The sequence below is a fragment of the Mucilaginibacter sp. P19 genome (assembly GCF_050632265.1).
Taxonomy (GTDB): domain Bacteria; phylum Bacteroidota; class Bacteroidia; order Sphingobacteriales; family Sphingobacteriaceae; genus Mucilaginibacter; species Mucilaginibacter gossypii.
On sequence record NZ_CP192586.1, the window covers coordinates 6,563,450 to 6,582,490 of the forward strand.

Annotated in this window: 18 protein-coding genes and 2 tRNA genes; 9 read left to right on the forward strand and 11 right to left on the reverse strand. The window is 41.9% G+C overall.

All coding sequences use genetic code 11. The features are described from left to right. Nucleotides 1-166 precede the first annotated feature (166 nt). A complete protein-coding gene (locus ACQ86K_RS32355) occupies nucleotides 167-1,315 on the forward strand; it encodes a sensor histidine kinase (protein WP_431199450.1) in 1,149 nt (382 codons plus the stop codon). Then, on the forward strand, nucleotides 1,312-2,004 hold the full coding sequence (locus ACQ86K_RS32360; protein WP_091173333.1) for a LytR/AlgR family response regulator transcription factor: 693 nt from the start codon (nucleotides 1,312-1,314) through the stop codon (nucleotides 2,002-2,004). The genes ACQ86K_RS32355 and ACQ86K_RS32360 overlap by 4 nt, the downstream gene beginning before the upstream one ends. A 148-nt stretch (nucleotides 2,005-2,152) precedes the next feature. Here the strand turns inward: ACQ86K_RS32360 and ACQ86K_RS32365 are convergent, their stop codons facing one another. The 8 genes from ACQ86K_RS32365 to ACQ86K_RS32400 form a co-directional block, all read right to left on the reverse strand. Then, complete coding sequence (locus ACQ86K_RS32365) at nucleotides 2,153-2,863, reverse strand: FtsX-like permease family protein (protein WP_431199451.1); 711 nt, start codon at nucleotides 2,861-2,863, stop codon at nucleotides 2,153-2,155. Between the two features lie 74 nt (nucleotides 2,864-2,937). Further along, on the reverse strand, nucleotides 2,938-4,602 hold the full coding sequence (locus ACQ86K_RS32370) for an ABC transporter permease (RefSeq protein WP_431199452.1): 1,665 nt from the start codon (nucleotides 4,600-4,602) through the stop codon (nucleotides 2,938-2,940). Between the two features lie 182 nt (nucleotides 4,603-4,784). Next, complete coding sequence (locus ACQ86K_RS32375) at nucleotides 4,785-7,229, reverse strand: ABC transporter permease (protein ID WP_431199453.1); 2,445 nt, start codon at nucleotides 7,227-7,229, stop codon at nucleotides 4,785-4,787. Between the two features lie 83 nt (nucleotides 7,230-7,312). Beyond that, nucleotides 7,313-8,455 (reverse strand): helix-turn-helix domain-containing protein, encoded by a 1,143-nt coding sequence (locus ACQ86K_RS32380; protein WP_431199454.1) that lies wholly within the window; start codon nucleotides 8,453-8,455, stop codon nucleotides 7,313-7,315. Between the two features lie 232 nt (nucleotides 8,456-8,687). Continuing rightward, nucleotides 8,688-9,338, reverse strand: coding sequence for a type I methionyl aminopeptidase (gene map, locus ACQ86K_RS32385; protein WP_431199455.1), 651 nt, complete (start codon nucleotides 9,336-9,338; stop codon nucleotides 8,688-8,690). 289 nt (nucleotides 9,339-9,627) lie between these two features. Then, on the reverse strand, nucleotides 9,628-10,197 hold the full coding sequence (locus tag ACQ86K_RS32390; RefSeq protein WP_091173348.1) for a dihydrofolate reductase family protein: 570 nt from the start codon (nucleotides 10,195-10,197) through the stop codon (nucleotides 9,628-9,630). A gap of 104 nt (nucleotides 10,198-10,301) precedes the next feature. Continuing rightward, the gene (locus tag ACQ86K_RS32395; protein ID WP_208102392.1) at nucleotides 10,302-11,177 is read right to left on the reverse strand and encodes an alpha/beta fold hydrolase; all 876 of its coding nucleotides are present in this window, start codon (nucleotides 11,175-11,177) and stop codon (nucleotides 10,302-10,304) included. A gap of 204 nt (nucleotides 11,178-11,381) precedes the next feature. Beyond that, nucleotides 11,382-11,981: a hypothetical protein gene (locus ACQ86K_RS32400; protein ID WP_091173352.1), complete on the reverse strand. Its 600-nt coding sequence runs from the start codon at nucleotides 11,979-11,981 to the stop codon at nucleotides 11,382-11,384. Between the two features lie 178 nt (nucleotides 11,982-12,159). Here ACQ86K_RS32400 and ACQ86K_RS32405 point away from each other — a divergent pair, with 178 nt between their 5' ends. From ACQ86K_RS32405 to ACQ86K_RS32425, 5 genes are all read left to right on the forward strand, one after another. After that, nucleotides 12,160-14,127 (forward strand): hypothetical protein, encoded by a 1,968-nt coding sequence (locus tag ACQ86K_RS32405; RefSeq protein ID WP_431199456.1) that lies wholly within the window; start codon nucleotides 12,160-12,162, stop codon nucleotides 14,125-14,127. Then, nucleotides 14,124-14,498 (forward strand): hypothetical protein, encoded by a 375-nt coding sequence (locus ACQ86K_RS32410; RefSeq protein ID WP_431199457.1) that lies wholly within the window; start codon nucleotides 14,124-14,126, stop codon nucleotides 14,496-14,498. Before ACQ86K_RS32405 ends, ACQ86K_RS32410 begins: the two co-directional genes overlap by 4 nt. 211 nt (nucleotides 14,499-14,709) lie before the next feature. After that, entirely contained in the window at nucleotides 14,710-15,030 is a 321-nt protein-coding gene (locus ACQ86K_RS32415) for an ArsR/SmtB family transcription factor (protein WP_091173358.1), read from the forward strand. After that, a complete protein-coding gene (locus tag ACQ86K_RS32420; RefSeq protein ID WP_091173362.1) occupies nucleotides 15,027-15,527 on the forward strand; it encodes an SRPBCC family protein in 501 nt (166 codons plus the stop codon). Before ACQ86K_RS32415 ends, ACQ86K_RS32420 begins: the two co-directional genes overlap by 4 nt. A 65-nt stretch (nucleotides 15,528-15,592) precedes the next feature. Further along, nucleotides 15,593-16,027, forward strand: a complete 435-nt coding sequence (locus ACQ86K_RS32425) for a VOC family protein (protein ID WP_091173365.1) — start codon at nucleotides 15,593-15,595, stop codon at nucleotides 16,025-16,027. A gap of 327 nt (nucleotides 16,028-16,354) precedes the next feature. Here ACQ86K_RS32425 and ACQ86K_RS32430 read toward each other — a convergent pair whose 3' ends face one another. The 3 genes from ACQ86K_RS32430 to ACQ86K_RS32440 form a co-directional block, all read right to left on the reverse strand. Beyond that, on the reverse strand, nucleotides 16,355-16,843 hold the full coding sequence (locus ACQ86K_RS32430; RefSeq protein WP_091173367.1) for a hypothetical protein: 489 nt from the start codon (nucleotides 16,841-16,843) through the stop codon (nucleotides 16,355-16,357). A 69-nt stretch (nucleotides 16,844-16,912) separates the two neighbouring features. Beyond that, nucleotides 16,913-16,984: transfer RNA gene (locus tag ACQ86K_RS32435), tRNA-Glu, on the reverse strand. A 106-nt stretch (nucleotides 16,985-17,090) separates the two neighbouring features. Next, nucleotides 17,091-17,166, reverse strand: a tRNA-Glu gene (locus tag ACQ86K_RS32440). Between the two features lie 193 nt (nucleotides 17,167-17,359). Between ACQ86K_RS32440 and ACQ86K_RS32445 the strand changes: the two genes are divergently transcribed. Next, a complete protein-coding gene (locus ACQ86K_RS32445; RefSeq protein ID WP_091173371.1) occupies nucleotides 17,360-17,641 on the forward strand; it encodes a DUF427 domain-containing protein in 282 nt (93 codons plus the stop codon). Between the two features lie 4 nt (nucleotides 17,642-17,645). After that, a complete protein-coding gene (locus tag ACQ86K_RS32450; protein WP_091173375.1) occupies nucleotides 17,646-19,031 on the forward strand; it encodes a mercuric reductase in 1,386 nt (461 codons plus the stop codon). Nucleotides 19,032-19,041 lie beyond the last annotated feature (10 nt).

Here is a 19,041-nt window from a genome sequence, read left to right on the forward strand (position 1 = left end):
CGTCATCATTTCTGCATAGAATGGATATTTGTTATTTGAGCTTCTGCCGAAAACAAATTTCCGGTGGCGTTAAGCCCGGATTTCAAAAATTGCCCGTTTAGCCGGCAAATCGCTATATTAACATCAATAATTTATGAATAAGCCGGGCTTAATATACTTTTGAAGAATGCACCGTATCAAGGTTAAACATATCATCGAGATACTGATCCATCTGGCGTTCTGGATAGGGGTGTACTATACCCTGAATTCGCTAACCAGCTCAACGGTCAAGATCCGGGTAAACCACAACGGAAAGATCATGGAAAGAAGTGAGGTAGACACCATTTTTCCGTATTCCCGCTTTACACTCGCGTTTCTGGCCCTGCTGTTTTACGGCAATATATTTTGGATCTTTAAAAAGGCGCTTCGGTATAAAAGCTTATTTGCAGGCATCGCTACCGCCGCGGGCTGGTTTATATTGGTCTTTCTTGCTAATTATATTTTAGTTGGTTCTAAATTGAACAATAGCCTACCCATGGGGCCTCCGCCCCCTGGTTTTGCAGCAGGCAAGGATGGCCTTAATCACCTGATACCAAATCATAACGCATTTTTTGCAATAGGGAACTGGGTGCACATGCAGCTCACCATGCTGCTTATTTTTTTAACTGCGGCTGGGCTTTCAATAGCCTATTTCTTTTTGAAAGAATGGGCCCGAACTGAACTGGTACGCAATCAGCTGGAGGCTTATCAACTGAGTACTGAGATCAAATTCCTTAAATCGCAGATCAATCCGCATTTCCTGTTTAATACCCTCAATAACCTGTTTTCGATGGCACAGGAAAAGGGGAATGATGAGCTTGCCGACGGGATTTCCAAACTTTCGGGCGTGATGCGCTACATGATCTATGACAGCAATGCCGGTGGCGTGCCGCTAAATAAAGAAATAGCATACCTGGAAGACTGTATTACCCTGAATAAGCTGCGTTATGCAGATGATGAGGTAAAAGTGATATTTGATCACCCTGCGCAGACGGGAACTGTTGTCGTCGCTCTGATGCTATTTATCCCTTTTGTTGAAAATGCCTTTAAGCACGGCGTTTCTATTGGGCAAACATCCGGGATAGATATTGCCATTGTGCTTGCAGACCATAAGCTGATCTTTACCTGTGTCAATACCAAATATAGCGCCATCAAAAAAATGGAGGATGAAAAAAGCGGCATCGGGCTCGAAAATGTAAAGCGACGGCTCGATCTTTTGTACCCCGGCAAACATAACCTGCAGATCAATGAAGACCAGGGGAAATATATTGTTAAACTCGAAATTGACCTGGAATGATAACCTGCATTGCCATTGATGATGAGCCTAAGGCGCTTGAAGTGATAGAGCGCTATTGCCTTAAAACCAGCCTGGTTGATTTGAAAGCCACCTTTCGCGAACCGGTGAAGGCCATCGAATTCCTGAACCGCGAAAAGGTAGACCTTATTTTTCTGGATATTAATATGCCTGATATCAGCGGAATGCAGTTGGTGCAAACCTTGTCGCCCAGGCCAATGATCATTTTTACTACCGCTTATAGTCACTATGCGGTAGAAAGCTACGACCTGAACGCCCTCGATTACCTGTTGAAACCTATCACTTTTGAGCGCTTTCTTGCAGCCATAAATAAAGCGGTGGCAGCGCTATCTTCAAAAAATGGAGTAAGCAAAGAGGATGAGCCCACCGTTTTTATCAAAAGCGGTCCGCAAACTTACCAGGTTAAAGTAGATGAGATCTTGTATCTGGAAAAAGATGGTAATTATATCACCATTCACCTTAAAGACAGAAATATCCTGGTGCGTGAAAATATGGGGGATATTTTTGACCTTGTACCCGCAGCGGATTTTTTACGGGTGCATAAATCGTATGTGGTAGCTATCAAACATATTACCATGATCGAAGTACATCAGCTTATTATTAACGGCGAAAAAATCCCGATAGGCAGCACATACCGGGATCTTCTGCGCAGCAGGCTGGGGTTAAAATAATGTCCCCCATGTAAAATACGACGGCATTTACTTCAGGGGATATAAGGTTTAATGTTTAGAAATTTCTGACTTTAGTGGTGGCTTGACACCACTAAATAAAAACTGGTTTTTTGAAAGAATAATAAAGAATGTTTTTACAAAAGGCATTTTAATCGTTTCTTAAACTTTTTACCGGATTTGAGGAGGCCGTCCTTATTGTTTGAAAAGCTGATGTTAAAAATGCGGCAAACAACATTCCAATTCCACTAAGAACAAATATCCACCAGCTTATTGGCGTACGGTCCGCATAGCTTTGTAACCATTTATTCATTGCGAACCAGGCAAATGGCATAACCAATATAAAAGATAAAATAATTAATCTGGCTATCTCTGACGACAATAACTTTACTATTTGTGTTACCGACGCGCCAAGTACTTTTCTGATACCAATTTCCCGTGTGCGCCTGTTGGTATTAAAAATGGTTAGGCCGAGTAAGCCCAAACAACTGATTAATATAGACAGTCCGGTTGCCCAGCCAAGTAATTTCGATGTGCGCTGTTCGCCATCATAAAAACGGGCTACCTCTTCATCAAAAAAATGATAATCAAATTCAATATCTGGATAAACCTCCGTCCAGGCTTTTCTCATTCTGCCGATGGCATTGCTCCAATCGTTATTTCCGGTAGTTTGAGGCTTTAGCAAGATATGGAAAAACCGATCATTAAACCGGTAATGCGGGGTTTGTATAGACATGGGCATGATTGGGGCCCGGAGTGATTTCTGATAAAAATCAGCAACTACGCCAACTATCATCCTCTTATTGCCCTCATAATCAAAAGATGCCCCAACAGCATCCGCGGGGTTCTGAAAACCTATCATATGAGTATATTTTTCATTTACCAGTACGGCGGTCAGTGAATCTGCCGGTTGCAGGTTACGGCCGGCTAATAATTTTATGCGGTAAACTTTAAGGTAGTTCTCGTCGCCGTTTCGTTGTTGAAGCGTTGCTTTAACTTCTTTTTTCCGTCGTTATAAGTTACTTCCCATACTCCGATCTTTTCATCAGCAGGCGGCTCGCTTCCGATACTCATTACGTCGATCTGGGGGATCTGACTTATTTTGTCTTTAAATAACTGTTGTTTGTTAGTATTTATCGTATTGAGAGGAGTACTTATGTTGATGATCCCATCTTTACTGAAGCCCATATCTTTATGCAGCGCATAAAAAACCTGTTTATTAACCAACAGCGTTGTCATGATGAAAAATTGGGCGATTATAAACTGCGTAACTGATAGCGATTTTCTAAGCAACGTTCCGCCGCTGTTGCCTGTATCTTTGTTCGGCAGGTTATGCAATACAGATACCGGCCGGTACCCGGAAAGGATAATTGCGGGGTACAACCCGGCCAGTAGGGTTACTGTTATCAGGAGTGTGAATAAAAACAGCAACAGGTTACTATCAAAATAATTAACAGATACGCCCGGTGGGATAAAATCTGCAAAGAATTTCAGTATCACCGGTGTCAGTACCATGGCTATGCAGATGGCAACAAGTGTGATAACCAAAGTTTCGCTCAAAAACTGTACAATTAGCTGCCATCTGCTGCTACCCATAGTTTTACGGATCCCAATTTCTTTGGCCCGCTGTGCAGCCTGCGCTGTTGAAAGATTAATAAAATTGATGGATCCGAGCAATAACAGAAATCCGGCAGCAATGAGTAAACTATATAGCGTAGTCTTGTTTGCCCGCCTCCCTTTTTCAAAATTGGCATATACCGGGTCGAAATGCAGGTCGCGGAATGATTGTAAATGTTCAGTCTGGCCGTCTCCAGGCCTTAGTTCCTTATTGTATTTTTTCAGCAACCCGTTGATCCGCTCTTCTATGTCAGCGGCATTCGCATGTTTATCAATCTTAATGAATAATTGCCACACCACACCCGGCCACTCGGTTAAACGGGTCATGTTTTTCAGATTAGCATTATGCAAACAGGTTGGATAGGATATAAAATCCTTAAAATAAAAATCGGTATTTTGAGCGGGAGTTTGAACTATGCCCGAAACGGTTGTTTTGATGCTGTCATATATAACCGTTTTGCCCAATAATTGGTTGTAAGGGGCATTGGGGAAATATTTCCTGGCCTGATCAGAGGTAAGTACCACCTGGTATGGCTCTCGAAGTGCTGTAGCTGGCGAACCTGCCAGCCATTTGTAATTAAACAGATTAAAATATTCATCATCAGCCAGTACAATACTACTTTCACCTCTGAATTTAACCGGACTTGATGTTTCATCGGGGACCTGTACATCAGTGTTTTTCATTTCTAAAAAGCGGGTGGCAGTTTTTATACCAGGTGCTTCTGTTTTTACTATTGCGGGAAGCGGGCCATTTACCATGCCCAATTTGGCTACTACCTTATCCATGTATGAAAAGTCCGTTACGACCCTGTAAATCCTGTCACTATCGTTGTGAAACCTATCGAAACTGAGATCAAAACTTACGATAACATAAATAGCCAGGGCCGCACTGACACCAATAGCCAATCCCACTATATTTACGAAAGTAAAAAAACGGTGCGCCCGGAAATTGCGAAGCGCTGCTTTAAAATAGTTTTTGATCATGGCTGTATTGATATGTGAGGTTGATGTTAAGGTTTAGCGGCTGCGTTCCGCATAGGGTTTAATTAGATTCTTTATGCGATCAATTTAAAGAATTTAATTTGTTAAAAGTAAATAATTCAACATATTATATTGAACCAAATCCATTTAATATCTTTGTTTGCCTGCCAAACTGAACCACTTAATCATTCACTCCTCAAACTCTTCACCGGATTAGCTTTCGCGGCTTTTATTGCCTGGAAACTTATGGTTGCAAGTGCAATAACAATTGCTGCCATTCCACCCGCCGCAAATAGCCACCAACTGATATTGATGCGGTAAACATAAGCTTGCAGCCACTGGTGCATGTAATACCATGCAATGGGGGTAGCGATGGCAAAGGCGATAGCAATGAGTATAATAAACTCTTTCGAAAACAAATAAACGATGCTGCCTGACGTAGCGCCAAGTACTTTGCGGATGCCGACTTCTTTTATCCGTTGTACAGCCATGAACGAGGCTAAGCCATACAAACCCAGGCAGCTTAGAAGTATCGCGATAGCTGCAAAAATTTTATACAACTGGGCTAACTGATTTTCCTGTTTGTAAAAACTTGCAATTTTATCATCCAAAAACCGGTATTCATAAACAAAATTGGGAAATGTTTTTTCGAACACTTGTTTAACAGATTGCATAGTCGAAAAAACATTCGTGGTTTTAAGCTTTATGCCGGCCTGATTATACATGGTGATGTTTGTGGCGATAAGTAATGGTGCAAGGCCGTGTCGGAAAGACCTGTCATTAAAATCTTTTAATACGCCAACAACCGGGCATTTTATTACACCATCCCATATGCTGATTTCCTTGTTCAATATATCCCCGGGGTTTTTAATCCCTAAGCTTTTTACAAACGATTCGTTTACCAAAAACTCCCGGGTTAAAGGAGAGGGCTGAAGGTTTCTTCCTGCTATCAACTTTAGTTTGTAGGTGGGTACGTAGCCTTCGTCGGCAAATTTGGTAATCGCCTTGAAACCTGTTTCTTTTGTTGCGTGGTCAAACCTGACTGCGCTCCACGTATCATTACCGTTTTCAATCGGGGTGTTCGAACTGTAGCATACCGCTTGTACGCCATTTATGGATAATAACTGGTCCCTCAAATAACTCAGCCTGCTCATTCGAAGACTATCTACCCGGAACGGAATATTAACAATTGTTTCTTTATCGAAGCCTAAAGGCTGATCCATAAAATAGTTCATTTGCTTTACAATAACGAGCGTTCCGATGATCAGTGCCTGCGCAATGATGAATTGAAACACCACCAGGCCCCTTCTTAATGAAATTCCCTTTGCGGGATCTGTTGTAAGTTTACTTTTTAAAGCATTAACAGGATTGAAACGCGATAAAACAATAGAAGGATAAAAACCCGCTAATGCAGTTACAACAACTGCTACAGCCAGGAGGAATAAAATAATTGAAGGATTGCTGAATATGTTGAATGAAAGCGACAACTCTAAAAGCCGGCTTATATAAGGTAATGCAAGCATGGTAATAGCAACTGCAAGTAATACAGCGCTTGCTACGATCAAAAATGTTTCGACAATGAACTGGAGTTGCAATTGCGATTTATTGCTCCCCAAAACCTTCCTGACACCAACCTCTTTTGCCCGGTTAACAGCCTGCGCGGTAGAGAGGTTGATAAAGTTTACACAGGCAATGAGCAGGATGAACGCGGCAATTAACCACAATACATTGAGCAACTGATGGCTGGCTGTTTGATTGCTGTAGTTGCCTGTTTGTGAATCATAATGAACAACATTTAATGATTGTATAATATGGCTGTCCTTGTTATCAGAAGATTGTACTTTTTGTGAATAAGCTCTCAGCTGTTGATTAAAATTGTCGGCAGAAAGGCTCTGAGGTAACAAAATATAGCAGCCAAAATCAGTTACCGTTCTGTTCCAATCTGTAGATTTTGCTAAATAGTCTCCTGTAAACCCAGTGCCAAAGCTAACAACAAGTTTGAGCTGAAAGTCGGAATTTGGGGGAATGGTCGCCAGGATCCCCGACACTTTTAATACGTCTGTGCCATGCTCAAACATAAAGCCGCCCATTTGCAATTTAATGGTTTTACCCATTGCCGATTTCCAGTCGCCAAAATACTTTTCAGCAACCTCTTTGGTAAGCAGTACGTTGTCAGGATCTTTTAATGAAGCGTATGAGCCGGCAAGCAGCGGGAAGTTGAAAATTTTAAAGAACGACGGATTGGTGTAAAACAGGCCCCTTTGTTCCTTAAACATTTTTACTGTGACGCCGTTTTCGTCAGGTATAATTAACTGGTCATTCTGGCTTGCAAAAATTGGGGCAACTTGTTCTATTTGGGGGAAAGCCGTTTTTAATCCTAAAGGCAACGGAAAGGGGATATCTTTGCCATAGGTAATATCGCCAGTTTCTGCGTGATGGTATTCGGTTAGCACACGATAGGCACGGTCTTTCTTTGGGTGAAAACTATCAAAGCTTGTTTGAAACTGTATAATGATAAAGATCACCATACAAACAGCAATACCTACGGCCAGGCCGGTAATGTTAATAGCGGCATAGCTTTTATTGCGTGTTAAATTACGCCAGGCGATTTTGAAATAATTTTTAAACATAAAGTTGCGGTTTGTTTTATCATGAGACCATTTAGGAGCGGTTTCATGATTCAAAACTACCGGCGCAAATTGGGTATCGCTTCTCAACTTATAAGTTGGGTATTCTTTTTTAAGTTGTTTTTATATTCCTGCGGGCTTTTCCCGGTCACCTGCTTGAAAATGCGGCTAAAGGTACTTTGGGAGTTAAATCCCGATTCAAACGCTATCCCTAAAAGGGTGATATGATCATTAGCGGGGTCCTGCATTTTCCGCGCAGCAGCCTGTACCCGGTATTCATTAATAAAATCATTGAAGCTTTTTTTGAGCACAGTATTGATGATCCGTGATAACTCATGGGTATGCATACCGAGCTTTTCGGCGAGGGAGCTTAAACTCAACTCAGGATCCTGGTAGTAATTATTTTCTTTAACAACCCGCTTTAACCAAGCGCCTTTTCGCTTCAGCTCCGCTGGTAGTAATGGTTTAAAAACCGGTAAGCTATCTGCCTGTGCGGTAATTTCCGGCCTTGAAAATGCTCTTGCCGCCATCCAGATAAGCATGGACATTAGCAGGAAATACAAAGGGTAGTAGGCCTGTATGCCCAATTGGTAATCATAATAAAAATAGTCGGCAGCTATAAAAGGGATCCACAACAGCCATAACAACCCGAAGCCTGTCAGTAGGTTATGTATCCATTTCAACTCATGCCGGTACCGGTCGCCTCCGTTAAATTTTAGCTCCTGGTAAAAGTTTTCGATCAGCTTGCGGCACCGGTATAGATAAATAATGACCGAGATAAATGCTAATAGTAGTAATACAGGGTTTATTCGTTGAAATATCAGCGTATCATAAGTTGCTCGGCCTGTTTTTATACTTTCCAGTACTTCTAAAGCCCAGGCGCTTAGTTCGACTAACAAGGGGCTGAAATGCAGCAGGTCCCTGCGGGTGAATTTATACTCCGGCCGGGTTATTTTAAGTACATAAAAGAAAATGAGCGGGCCAAATGCCAGCGAAAACTGCAGCGGCAGCCGGCCCCAGTTGGTAATATAGGTTGACAGCCCGATATCGGTGCCGAGGATCCGAAATATCCAAAAAGCAGCAATAGCCAGTATCGTCGCCAACAACCGGTTTGCCGACTGGTTTGTTTTCCTGGTGAACCATAAAAGCAGGATAAAAGTGAGGCCGATAAACAGCATCCCAAAAAACGCAGCGTCATAAAGGGTGATATGGAATGTATACGGCTTCAAGCAAATGAATGAGGTTAATAACTACTCCAAATTAATAAAATACTAATGGATAATAGGTTAACGGGTAAATTAAATCTAAAATACACGGTTCTGCTTTGCAGCGTTTTTTAAATGACTGTATACCCTCGGCTTGTCATAGCATGCGCACAAAAAAGCCGCTCGGTTTGGTAAAGCGGCTTAGTAGTTATCTAATACATACTTCAGGGTATTGCCTGATCTGTTCCAAAAAGAATTAATCCCAAATACCGTTCTGTGCGGTAAATATTACCGGCTCACCGCCGGTTACCATAATGGTGTGCTCGTGCTGTGCAACAAAACCACCTTTATTGCCAATTAATGTCCAGCCATCGGCTTGAGTATCGGCAATTGTCGACCGTGTTGAAATGAATGTCTCTATCGCCACCACCGAATTCTTTTTAAAGCGCGCAGTGTTATACCTGTCGCAGAAGTTGGCAACTTCATGCGGCTCTTCGTGCAAACTGCGGCCAACACCATGTCCGGTCAGGTTTTTTATTACCGTGTAGCCGGCTTTTTTGGCTTCAGTTTCAATTAACCTGCCGATCTCCGAAATCCGGACACCGCCTTTAATGTTTTTGATCGCTTTTTTTAAGATCTCTTTCGAGGCCTCCACCAGTTTGCCATAGCCGTGGATATCCTGCCCTAAAACGAAGGACCCGCCGTTATCGGCCCAGTAACCATTTAGCTCTGCCGATACATCTATATTTACCAGGTCGCCTTCTTTAAGGATCTTATCGGCCGAAGGTATACCGTGCGCTGCTTCCTCATTCACGCTTATACAAGTATGTCCCGGGAAATTGTAGGTTAACAAAGGTGCAGATCTTGCACCCAGTTGTGCCAGTAATTCGCCGCCGTATCTCGTCAAGCTCTTTTGTAGAGATACCCGGTTTTGCGTACTCCCGCATCCTCCTGAGCGTAATGGCTACAGCATCACTTGCCTGCTGCATCCCAATTTTTTCGTCTTCGGTAGTTATCGACATTCTTAAATTTTTATCTGTTGCAAAATTAACAATTAAATGCAGTTGGCACGGTTTATCAAATGTCAGTTTGTAAGGGTAGGTGCTGTGTTCCCGGACGTAATTAAAAAAGCCGCTCTATTTTTGTAAAGTGGCTTTGTAGTGTGTTTGGGAAATTCTTCCCTCCGGGGCGAAAAGTTATTTTTTCAACGTGCCGACGTGCCGGTACGTGTTGATGAGCAAACCTGTGGGCGTACTCTTCGAGTTAACAAAAGCAAGTTCCCGGGCGTCAATAGTGTCCGACAATAAGCGTTTACCCCGGCCAAGCAATACCGGGTAGGTGATGAGCACAACCTCGTCAGCCAGTCCCTGGTCAAGCAACACAGAAGTTAGCGTTGAACTTCCTACAACGATCAGGTCGGGGCCATCGGTTGATTTGAGATCGCGAATAGACGCTATAACGTCCTCGCCCAAACCCTTTACCGGCCCCCATTCCAGGCTGTCGGGCCTGTGGGTTACTATGTATTTTGTTGCGGCATTTATAGCATTTGCCATTGGGAAATCTCCGGCAGTAGGCCAAAATCCGCTAAATATATCGTAAGTGTGGCGGGCAAGCAGCAGGTCGAAGTTTGGCCCGTATGCCTCCAGGAGGGTTGCCGCCCCGGCAGGACTGCGATAGGGTGTTGTCCATGCGCCATAGGTATAGTCTCCGTCATGTTCTATCACACCATCCAGCGAGATATGTTCAAAAATTCTGATTTTTCTCATTTATGTATAATTGGTTTATAGATAAATCTGTCATTTATATTCTCCGTTTGAAAATGGAATTTGCTCAAAATTTCAAACTCCTTATTTTCAAAACTGAAGATTTGTTATTGTAAAAAGCCATTCAGAAGATCCAAGATAGTTTTGGTCTGCTGCATTAAGCCCACATGGCTCTGCGCCGGTACAATGGCTAAATGCGATTTTGGCATGGGGGCTAAATCTGCAGCTACACCACCGCCCAATAATTGGTATGTTTTTGCCAACTCCACTTTGTCCAGCCCGTCATTATCGCCAGAAATAAGCAACACCGGCGAGGCGATTTTTGCAATATTGGCATCACCCACGTCAAAGGGTACCCCGGCAAAAACAATCATTTGTTCTATAAACTTTCTCCATTTCGTTTTGTCGGGTGCTACTGCATCATATGCAGTTTTTAAAGGGGTATTATCAAAAAATTCAGGCTTAAAGCCTTTAAAACCACCATTTACCACAGGTAGCCAGCCATTAGTTTTGTAGGTGGATGAAATGATCACCAATTTTTTCACCCTTTTAGGGCTTTTTACGGCGAACTGGTAAGCTATAGAGCCTCCCATGCTGTATCCTGCAACATCGGCACTATCAATTTTTAAAAAATCCATTACTCCTTCCACATCACTTGCCAGGGTAGCAATGTCTAATTTTCTGTCCGAATATGGCGTATGTCCGTGCCCCTGCATTTCAAGGGCAATTACCTTTCTTGTTTTTGAGAGTTCAGGGATTAACTGCGCCCAGTTCAGCTCAATGGTATAAAATGCACCGTGCAGCAAAACGATAGGCTTACCCTCGCCATAAACTTCGTAATAAACTTTGATGCCATTAACCGGTGCATAGCCACTGGCGGCAGGCTTAAGCTGTTGCCCTTTACATTGAAATATTGTAAAAAGAAACATAGCAATTATCAATACCGGTTGGATGACATTAGATCCTTTAAATACTCTTTTCATGGAATGTTAGTTTAATTGTTTCGATTTGATTGACAATACAAAGATGGTGGGTATTTTAGGCTTGTGTACTGTGTGAAAACGACAAGTTGCGGGGTGGATCGCGACACAGATGTTGCCGGTATTGTTTTATTTAAGCCCTAGTTATGTACCGAAAGTAAGAATGCGACCTGTTTTAACAGTATGATTGTACCTTGCAGGAACTGATTAATAACCATGTTTCCTGTAATACAGGTCCCAGATATACTTGTAATTACCAATAGGCCCGGCCGATGGATCGGTGGCATTAAATACATATTCGTGATGCACAGTGAGGGTGGAATCCGTAAACTGTCTCAACACCATTTTATCCGAAACGGGCGTCAAGGTAGGCGGCGAATTTGGAGGGCCACCATAATATATCGTATTTAAACCAGCCAGGTAGGAGGATACGGATAAACTGCTGTCAGCAAGCCGATAAGTCCCGGCAACTTCGTCCTTCACCACTCCATATGTTGAAAGTGCCGGGTACCAGTCCATCGCTAAACACGTATAAGTGCTGTCGTTATTAAAAATTACGTAAGCTAAATTATAAGGAGCAGCTGCGCCGGTGGTATTCGATATTTCTGCACCATCCCGATATTTTACGAATTTTTCTGCGCTTACATCCCACCGGCCAACCAATGTTACTGGGGGCGGTGTGATAATAACCGGTTTTTTCAGCGAATCGGGACTCGGCTTTGAAAGGGTAGCATTATCACTTTTACGACATGAGGCGGCGCAAATAATTGCAAGAAGGCAGGAAAATAGGAGTAGCAGTCTTCTCATCGTTATTGGAATGATAATCAGTTGATTTAAAAGTAGTAATAAAATAGAAGATTTAGTAATGGTTGTAAATCAATATATTAGAAAAACAATAAAACCTATAGCTGATGACCTTATCCAAGTACGGAATATTTAAAAAAGTCAAAAACATGCGCTGTGCGGCAGGCTCGGATTTATTATAATGATCAATTTTTTATGCCACCCAAGTTTTGCACAAGATGGCGATTTGAAAACGCAGGATTTCCAGGATCGGCAGAAATTCAGTAAAATATACGTTCATCTTGATCGTGATAATTACGTACCCGGCGATACTGTCTGGTTTAAAGCTTATTTGGTTCGGGCAGGGAATATCAAAGAAGCATCCAGGAACTTTTATTTTGAAATTTATACTACAGACGGTCATCTGGAAAGACGGGTTACAGCGCCGATCTACGAATCGACCGCTTCGGGTAGTATTATTTTGCCAGACACTAAGGATTTGCAAGATGTGTATTGCCGTGCATATACTTTGAATTTTTTAAAAGAAACCAAGGGTAAGGGTTACATTAAAAGGATTACGGTATCTCAAATTAATGTATCAAAAACAAGCCAGGATTCCACTACTGTATTACCTCGCTTTTTGCCCGAAGGGGGCTATTGGATTGATGGGCTTCCTTCTCTTGTTGCCTTTAGTTTCACTGATAATAGTGATATGCCAGTAAATGTTACGGGTGTTGTGAAATGTAATGGTAAAGTGCTTGCTGACTTTAAAACGCAACATGACGGGATGGGAAGCATGACAATGATTCCGGAAGCCGGGAAAGAATACATTGCGGAATGGAAAACCGCTGACGGATTAGACCATCATATGGAACTTCCGCAAAGAAAGCACCACGGTGTGGGCATACACGTTAATGATGTTAGGGATGGGAAAAAGTTTTTCGTATACCGCACAAAACTTGTGGATGAAAATGATAAAAACCTCACCCTCATTGCAACGATTGACGGATACCAGATTTACGAAGCAAAAATTAACCTCTCGCAAAGTGAAGCAATAAATGGTGTTGTTCCATTGAAGGATTTGCCAACGGGTATAATGGAAATTAAATTGCTGAATGCGGCTGGCGTTCCTATAGCCGGGCGTTTAACTTTCGTGAACAATTTAAACTACTTCTTTGAAGTAGATACACAGTTTACAACGGTAGATAAGCGAAAGCGCGGGCTTAATCAAATTCTGCTATCGGTGAAAGATACGCTTAGGTCGAATATTTCAGTTTCTATATCTGATTATAATTGGTCAAATCACGCTAACTGGGACGATAATATCATTTCAAACCTGCTTTTAACCGGGGAACTCAGAGGTAAAATCGTCAATCCTTACTATTATTTTTCAAACAAAATTGATAGTGTATCGGGAGCCCTGGATTTGGTAATGCTGACTCACGGCTGGAGAAAATATGAATGGACTGATACAACCTGGAAGCAAACAGTTAATTCGTTTGTTGATCACAATTATTTAGCGATAGACGGAAAGAAGAATGCGGGGTTAAAATTATCTAAAGGCCCCTCAGATACTGACATTAGCGTTATTATCCAGGCAGCTGATTCGAGCTCCGTTTTGGTACCTCTTGAAACTGGTAAGTCTGGGACTTTTTTCAAAGATGGCCTGATATTTTATGGCGATGCGAAGTTATATTTCAGAACCAGGGATAAAACGATACAGGAAGGTTTGTATAAAATCCCTATCAGCAATGGGCTGATCGACAGTATTCAAACATTAAATTATAGCTTAAAAGAGGAGTTGCCCGAGCTGCCCGGTTACAATAAAAAATTATTTAGCATTCCTGTTGAGTATATTTTAAACGGGAATGTTAAAACTTTGAAAGAAGTCAGGATACAGGCAAAAGCCCTTCCGGAAAATGAAAAAGTTGATAAAATCTATACATCAGGCGTTTTCAGCGGAGGTATCTCCAAAAACTTTAATATTGGGAACGATAAGAAAGCTGAAACCTTTGTTTCACTTTTTCAATACCTTTTAGGAAAAATTCCGGGTTTAGAAATCTCAAATGCTATATCACTCAATCCTACCGCGACATGGAGGAGGGACTCTGTTACCTTCTTTCTTAACAATCAAAAAGTTCAGCATATGATATCCGTAGCATTGGGATGACCGAGTTTGACTACGTTAAGGTATATGATCCATCAATGGGAGGGATTTTCGGTGCATCCGGAGGAGTTATTGCTGTGTATACAAAAAAAGGAAGGGGGTATGATTTCGATAGTCAGGGAAACAAATATGCCACAATTCGGGGTTACTCTCCGGTAATAAAATTTTATTCGCCCCGGTATGCAACAGGGGTAAACCTGGCAAATCCGGATTATCGGAAAACCTTATATTGGAATCCCAATATAATATTCAACAAGAAAATGAAAGAGTATGTGATACGATTCTATAATAACGACCTGGCCAACAGATTTAAATTGGTGATTGAAGGTCTAAATTCAAATGGCAGGCTAACACATATTGAAAAGATATTTTGAAATGCAGATAACTTCAGAAAAAGTACCTTCAATCTCATTGCCGACACATTTATGCTGATATTAACTCCATGCCTGAATTATGAAAATCTCGTGTCCTAACTCATAAGCTCTCTACAATCTCGTCAACCATCTAAAAAATAATCGCAAATAAATTTGCGCAACTCAAAAGTTGCATATATATTTACGCAACTTAAAAGTTGCGCGTTTTAAAATGAAACAAGATCTATTCCAGGCCATAGCCGATCCGACACGCAGGGCGATTTTAACTTTAATTGCTATTAAGGCGTTAACGCCTAATGCAATGGCCGAAAAATTTGATATGACCCGGCAGGCAGTATCTAAACATATTAAAGTACTGCATGAATGTGAACTGATTAAACCTGAGCACTCGGGCAGGGAAATTTATTATCACTTTAATGCAAAGAAAATGCAGGAGTTTGATAATTGGTTGGCCCAATTCAGGCAAAGCTGGGAAACACAGTTTAATCAGCTCGACAAAGTATTATCAACAATTAAACAACAAAAAATATGAACAACGATTTGCTATTTGATTTTACCGTTGATAAAGTAGCGCAAAAGGTATTTATAACCCGGGAGTTTGATGCCGGGCTTGACCTGGTATGGGATGCTTTTACCAAACAGGAAATACTTGACCAGTGGGCTGCACCCGCACCAATGCGCTCTAAAACCAAATACATGAATTTTGAAGTTGGGGGACGAAGATTTTACGCCATGATAAGCCCCGACGGGCAAGAACGCTGGCTGTTGCAGAAATACACCTCTATTACGCCCAAAACCAATTTTCAATTATACAATTCTTTTGCCGACAAAGATGAAAATCCCGAATTACCGGGCTCCGAATGGGATTATAATTTCAGCGAACAAGAAGGCATAACCACAGTGAATATTTCCATTTATAATGAATCGCTCGAACGAATGGAGCGCTTAACCGATGGTTTCACCAAAGGAATGATGCTGATGTTGAAAAACCTGGACGATCTGTTTTCAACCTTATCGCAAAAATCATAAGGTGAAATGAATATTAATAACCGAAGAGTTAAACAAAAAACATAACAATTTAAAAACTAAAAATTATGAGAGCAATTAATCCCTGGATCAACTTCAATGGCAACGCTCAGGAAGCATTCAGTTTTTACAAATCAGTTTTTGGCGGAGAGTTCACCAGGATCATTCGCTTCAAAGACTTAGCTGGCCCTGAATTCCAGGTGGCGGAAAGCGAAGAAAACAAAATAATGTACATTGGACTACCTATCGGTAAACACAATGTGTTGATAGCTAACGATGTTCCTGGATTTATGGGGAAGGTAAGCGAAAACGAAAACAGGTCTAAAATATATGCGAGCGCCGAAAGTCGTGAAGAAGCCGACAAAATATTTAACGGACTATCAGCCGGAGGAGAGGTCGAAGGGCCGATTGGCGACAGTCCGTGGGGTACATACGCCGGTATGTTCAGGGATAAATATGGTATTGAATGGATTGTGGAGTTTGATCCGGGGTATAAGGGGTAAAATCAAGGGGAAGGAAATGCAGCTCGGTTGGTTCAGACCTGCTGCATGTTTCAGAATCCAACGAAAAGGCTGATTAACGACAGGTTTAATCGGCTTTTTCGTTGGATGTAGTTGACTTGTTTTAAAGTTTATGTGTGCTAAACCTCGCATTGTCATTCCTTGTTGTTATTTCTGCCCTTCTTTATCTTTAAATCCGGTAATGGAATTTCCATCATAGCGATATATAGCATCATCAGCACCAAAGCAAATACACCCGTTGTTGCCCTAATAACGCCCGTTATTCGAAATGGAAGGAATGAATTCAGTTCGATGTTTTCAGTGAACCTGTTAAAGATACTTTCGCCCTATGAGCTCACATTTTTTTGTGACATTCCAAAAAGCAAACCCGGCTTTTCCGGATGGGATCAACCAATATACAATTTCACGTCTTTGGGTTTCCAAACCGAACTCGGCAAAATATCCATCCGACTTAATTCCTATTGGCGCCCCTTCTATCCTTATTGATTTATAACCACTGTGCCACGTAAACTCTGTATAAAAAATAGAATCAAGATCAGATTCGCCTATCCTTATGAATCTATGAGTGGTATTCAATACAAATCCGGCATTGCCGCAATTGAGCAAGAATACGGGCTTTTCGTGCTCATCTAAATTTGCTCGCTGAAGAAGTGCCTGTTGGAGACCTTCAGGTATAAGATCAAAAAAGGTGAAAGCTTCAGACCCTGAAAAAGAATCTCTGTCCTTACGATGATAAGAAAGGAACCAATGCTGCATTAAAGCAGATATTTGATCAGGCGTTTTAAGAAACTTCTCCATGTGGATTTCTGAAATGAGACAAAGGTTCTAAAAATAAAAAAGCCGCTTTACTTTCGCAAAGCGGCTTCGTAGCCCGTAGGGGAATCGAACCCCTGTTTGAAGAATGAAAATCTCCTGTCCTAACCCCTAGACGAACGGGCCTTTTTTATTTTGTTTCCTGTAACTTGCATTACACAATCCCGGAAAACGCTGGATTGATAACGTATTAAAAAACCCCAGATCTTTCGATTTGAGGTTTCGCGTCTTGTGGTAGCCCGTAGGGGAATCGAACCCCTGTTTGAAGAATGAAAATCTCCTGTCCTAACCCCTAGACAGAACGGGCCTTTTTTATTGTTTCCCTTGATTTGGGATTGCAAAGATAGAGTTTAAATAATAAAATTAAAATAAAGAATAAAAAAATCCAAATTGTTGATGAAAGTTGTTGTATATCAATTAAATAAAATAAAAAATTAAGATGGGGCTTGCAAACCTTGCAGGGTTAAAGCTATCTTTATTCCATAAATCAATCATCTTTTTATGAAAGCTATCTGGAATAACCAGGTCATTGCCGAAAGCAATGACACTATTGTTGTTGAAAATAATCATTATTTCCCTAAAGAAAGTGTTAAGGCCGAGTATCTTAAACCGTCCGATGTGCATACAACCTGCCCGTGGAAGGGACTGGCATCATATTATTCCCTCGAAGTTGACGGCAAAGAAAACCAGGATGCTGCCTGGTATTATCCCGAACCAAAGGATGCCGCAAAAAACATTACTAACTATGTGGCGTTTTGGAAGGGCGTGAAAATTACCGAATAAAGCTATGAAAACATACGATGCCATTGTTATAGGCGCCGGTCAGGCCGGCGCCCCATTAGCCAAAAAATTGGCTAATGCCGGGAAAAAGACCGTTATAATTGAGAAACGATTTTATGGCGGTACTTGCGTTAACGATGGCTGTACGCCTACTAAAACCATGGTTGCTTCGGCAAAGGCGGCTTACATGGCCGGTAAAAGTCATGAATTGGGCGTGCCGGTAAAAAAGTTTTCGGTTGATCTTGCCGCCATAAAAAAACGTAAGGATGATATCGTATTACGCTCGCGTAATGGCGGACTAAAATCTGCCGAAAAAACACAGAACCTCGATGTGGTGTTAGGCGAGGCGACTTTTACCGGCGAAAAAACGGTTGAGGTTAAGCTTAATAGCGGGAAAAAGCAAACGATTACTGCCGATCTTATCTTTTTAAACCCCGGCGCGCTGCCTTTGATTCCCCAAATTGAAGGATTGAATGAGATACAATATCTCAACTCAACCACCATACTTGATTTGGAAGAAGTACCGGGGCATCTGCTTGTGCTTGGCGGAAATTACATTGGACTGGAGTTTGGGCAGATGTTTCGGCGGTTTGGCAGCAAGGTTACTATTTTAGAAAAATCAGAGCGGATAGTTTCGCATGAGGATGAGGATATTTCGGCAGAGATGCAAAAGATCCTCGAACTGGAGAAAATCGAGGTACTCAATAATGCTCAGGCTGTTAAGTTTAAACAAAAAGCCGGCGGCAAAATAACAGCAACAATAGCTCAAAAAGGGGAGGAGCGCAAAATTAAATGCACCCATGTATTGGTGGCCATCGGCCGTAAACCGCAAACGGAGGCTTTGAATTTGCCCATCGCCGGGATTGAAACGGATGAGCATGGTAATATCAAAGTGAACGATAAGCTGGAAACCTCCGCCGCCGGTGTCTATGCATTGGGAGATGCAAAAGGAGGACCGGCGTTTACACACATTTCCTATAACGATTATACCATTGTTTACCGTAACCTTTTTGAAAAAACGGATTATAACATCCAGGACCGTCCGGTGCCTTATTGCATGTTTACCGATCCGCAACTGGGCAGGATCGGTTTGGATGAAACCGGGGCAAAAAAGCTGGGGATTAAATATAAAGTAGCAAAACTGCCCATGGCCCATGTGGCGCGTGCTATTGAAACCGGCGATACACGTGGTTTTATGAAAGCCATTGTTGATCCCGATACGAAAAAGATCTTAGGTGCTACGGTACTTGGCCCCGAAGGCGGAGAAATCATGACTGTGCTGCAAATGGCCATGGAAGGCGGTATCACTTACGATAGGATCCGCTATTGTGTTTTTGCCCATCCACTGTATTCCGAATCGCTGAATAACCTTTTCATGACCCTTGGGGATTAAACCAGCGCGC

What these genes read in the sequence shown, in the direction of transcription:
- ACQ86K_RS32390 (WP_091173348.1), bottom strand. Translation starts at nt 10,197, where the DNA reads ATGAGAAAAATCAGAATTTTTGAACATATCTCGCTGGATGGTGTGATA.
- ACQ86K_RS32430 (WP_091173367.1), bottom strand. Translation starts at nt 16,843, where the DNA reads ATGGAGAAGTTTCTTAAAACGCCTGATCAAATATCTGCTTTAATGCAG.
- ACQ86K_RS32405 (WP_431199456.1), top strand. Translation starts at nt 12,160, where the DNA reads ATGATCAATTTTTTATGCCACCCAAGTTTTGCACAAGATGGCGATTTG.
- ACQ86K_RS32450 (WP_091173375.1), top strand. Translation starts at nt 17,646, where the DNA reads ATGAAAACATACGATGCCATTGTTATAGGCGCCGGTCAGGCCGGCGCC.
- ACQ86K_RS32445 (WP_091173371.1), top strand. Translation starts at nt 17,360, where the DNA reads ATGAAAGCTATCTGGAATAACCAGGTCATTGCCGAAAGCAATGACACT.
- ACQ86K_RS32360 (WP_091173333.1), top strand. Translation starts at nt 1,312, where the DNA reads ATGATAACCTGCATTGCCATTGATGATGAGCCTAAGGCGCTTGAAGTG.
- ACQ86K_RS32365 (WP_431199451.1), bottom strand. Translation starts at nt 2,863, where the DNA reads ATGATAGGTTTTCAGAACCCCGCGGATGCTGTTGGGGCATCTTTTGAT.
- ACQ86K_RS32410 (WP_431199457.1), top strand. Translation starts at nt 14,124, where the DNA reads ATGACCGAGTTTGACTACGTTAAGGTATATGATCCATCAATGGGAGGG.
- ACQ86K_RS32355 (WP_431199450.1), top strand. Translation starts at nt 167, where the DNA reads ATGCACCGTATCAAGGTTAAACATATCATCGAGATACTGATCCATCTG.
- ACQ86K_RS32400 (WP_091173352.1), bottom strand. Translation starts at nt 11,981, where the DNA reads ATGAGAAGACTGCTACTCCTATTTTCCTGCCTTCTTGCAATTATTTGC.
- ACQ86K_RS32415 (WP_091173358.1), top strand. Translation starts at nt 14,710, where the DNA reads ATGAAACAAGATCTATTCCAGGCCATAGCCGATCCGACACGCAGGGCG.
- ACQ86K_RS32375 (WP_431199453.1), bottom strand. Translation starts at nt 7,229, where the DNA reads ATGTTTAAAAATTATTTCAAAATCGCCTGGCGTAATTTAACACGCAAT.
- ACQ86K_RS32425 (WP_091173365.1), top strand. Translation starts at nt 15,593, where the DNA reads ATGAGAGCAATTAATCCCTGGATCAACTTCAATGGCAACGCTCAGGAA.
- ACQ86K_RS32420 (WP_091173362.1), top strand. Translation starts at nt 15,027, where the DNA reads ATGAACAACGATTTGCTATTTGATTTTACCGTTGATAAAGTAGCGCAA.
- ACQ86K_RS32395 (WP_208102392.1), bottom strand. Translation starts at nt 11,177, where the DNA reads ATGAAAAGAGTATTTAAAGGATCTAATGTCATCCAACCGGTATTGATA.
- ACQ86K_RS32370 (WP_431199452.1), bottom strand. Translation starts at nt 4,602, where the DNA reads ATGATCAAAAACTATTTTAAAGCAGCGCTTCGCAATTTCCGGGCGCAC.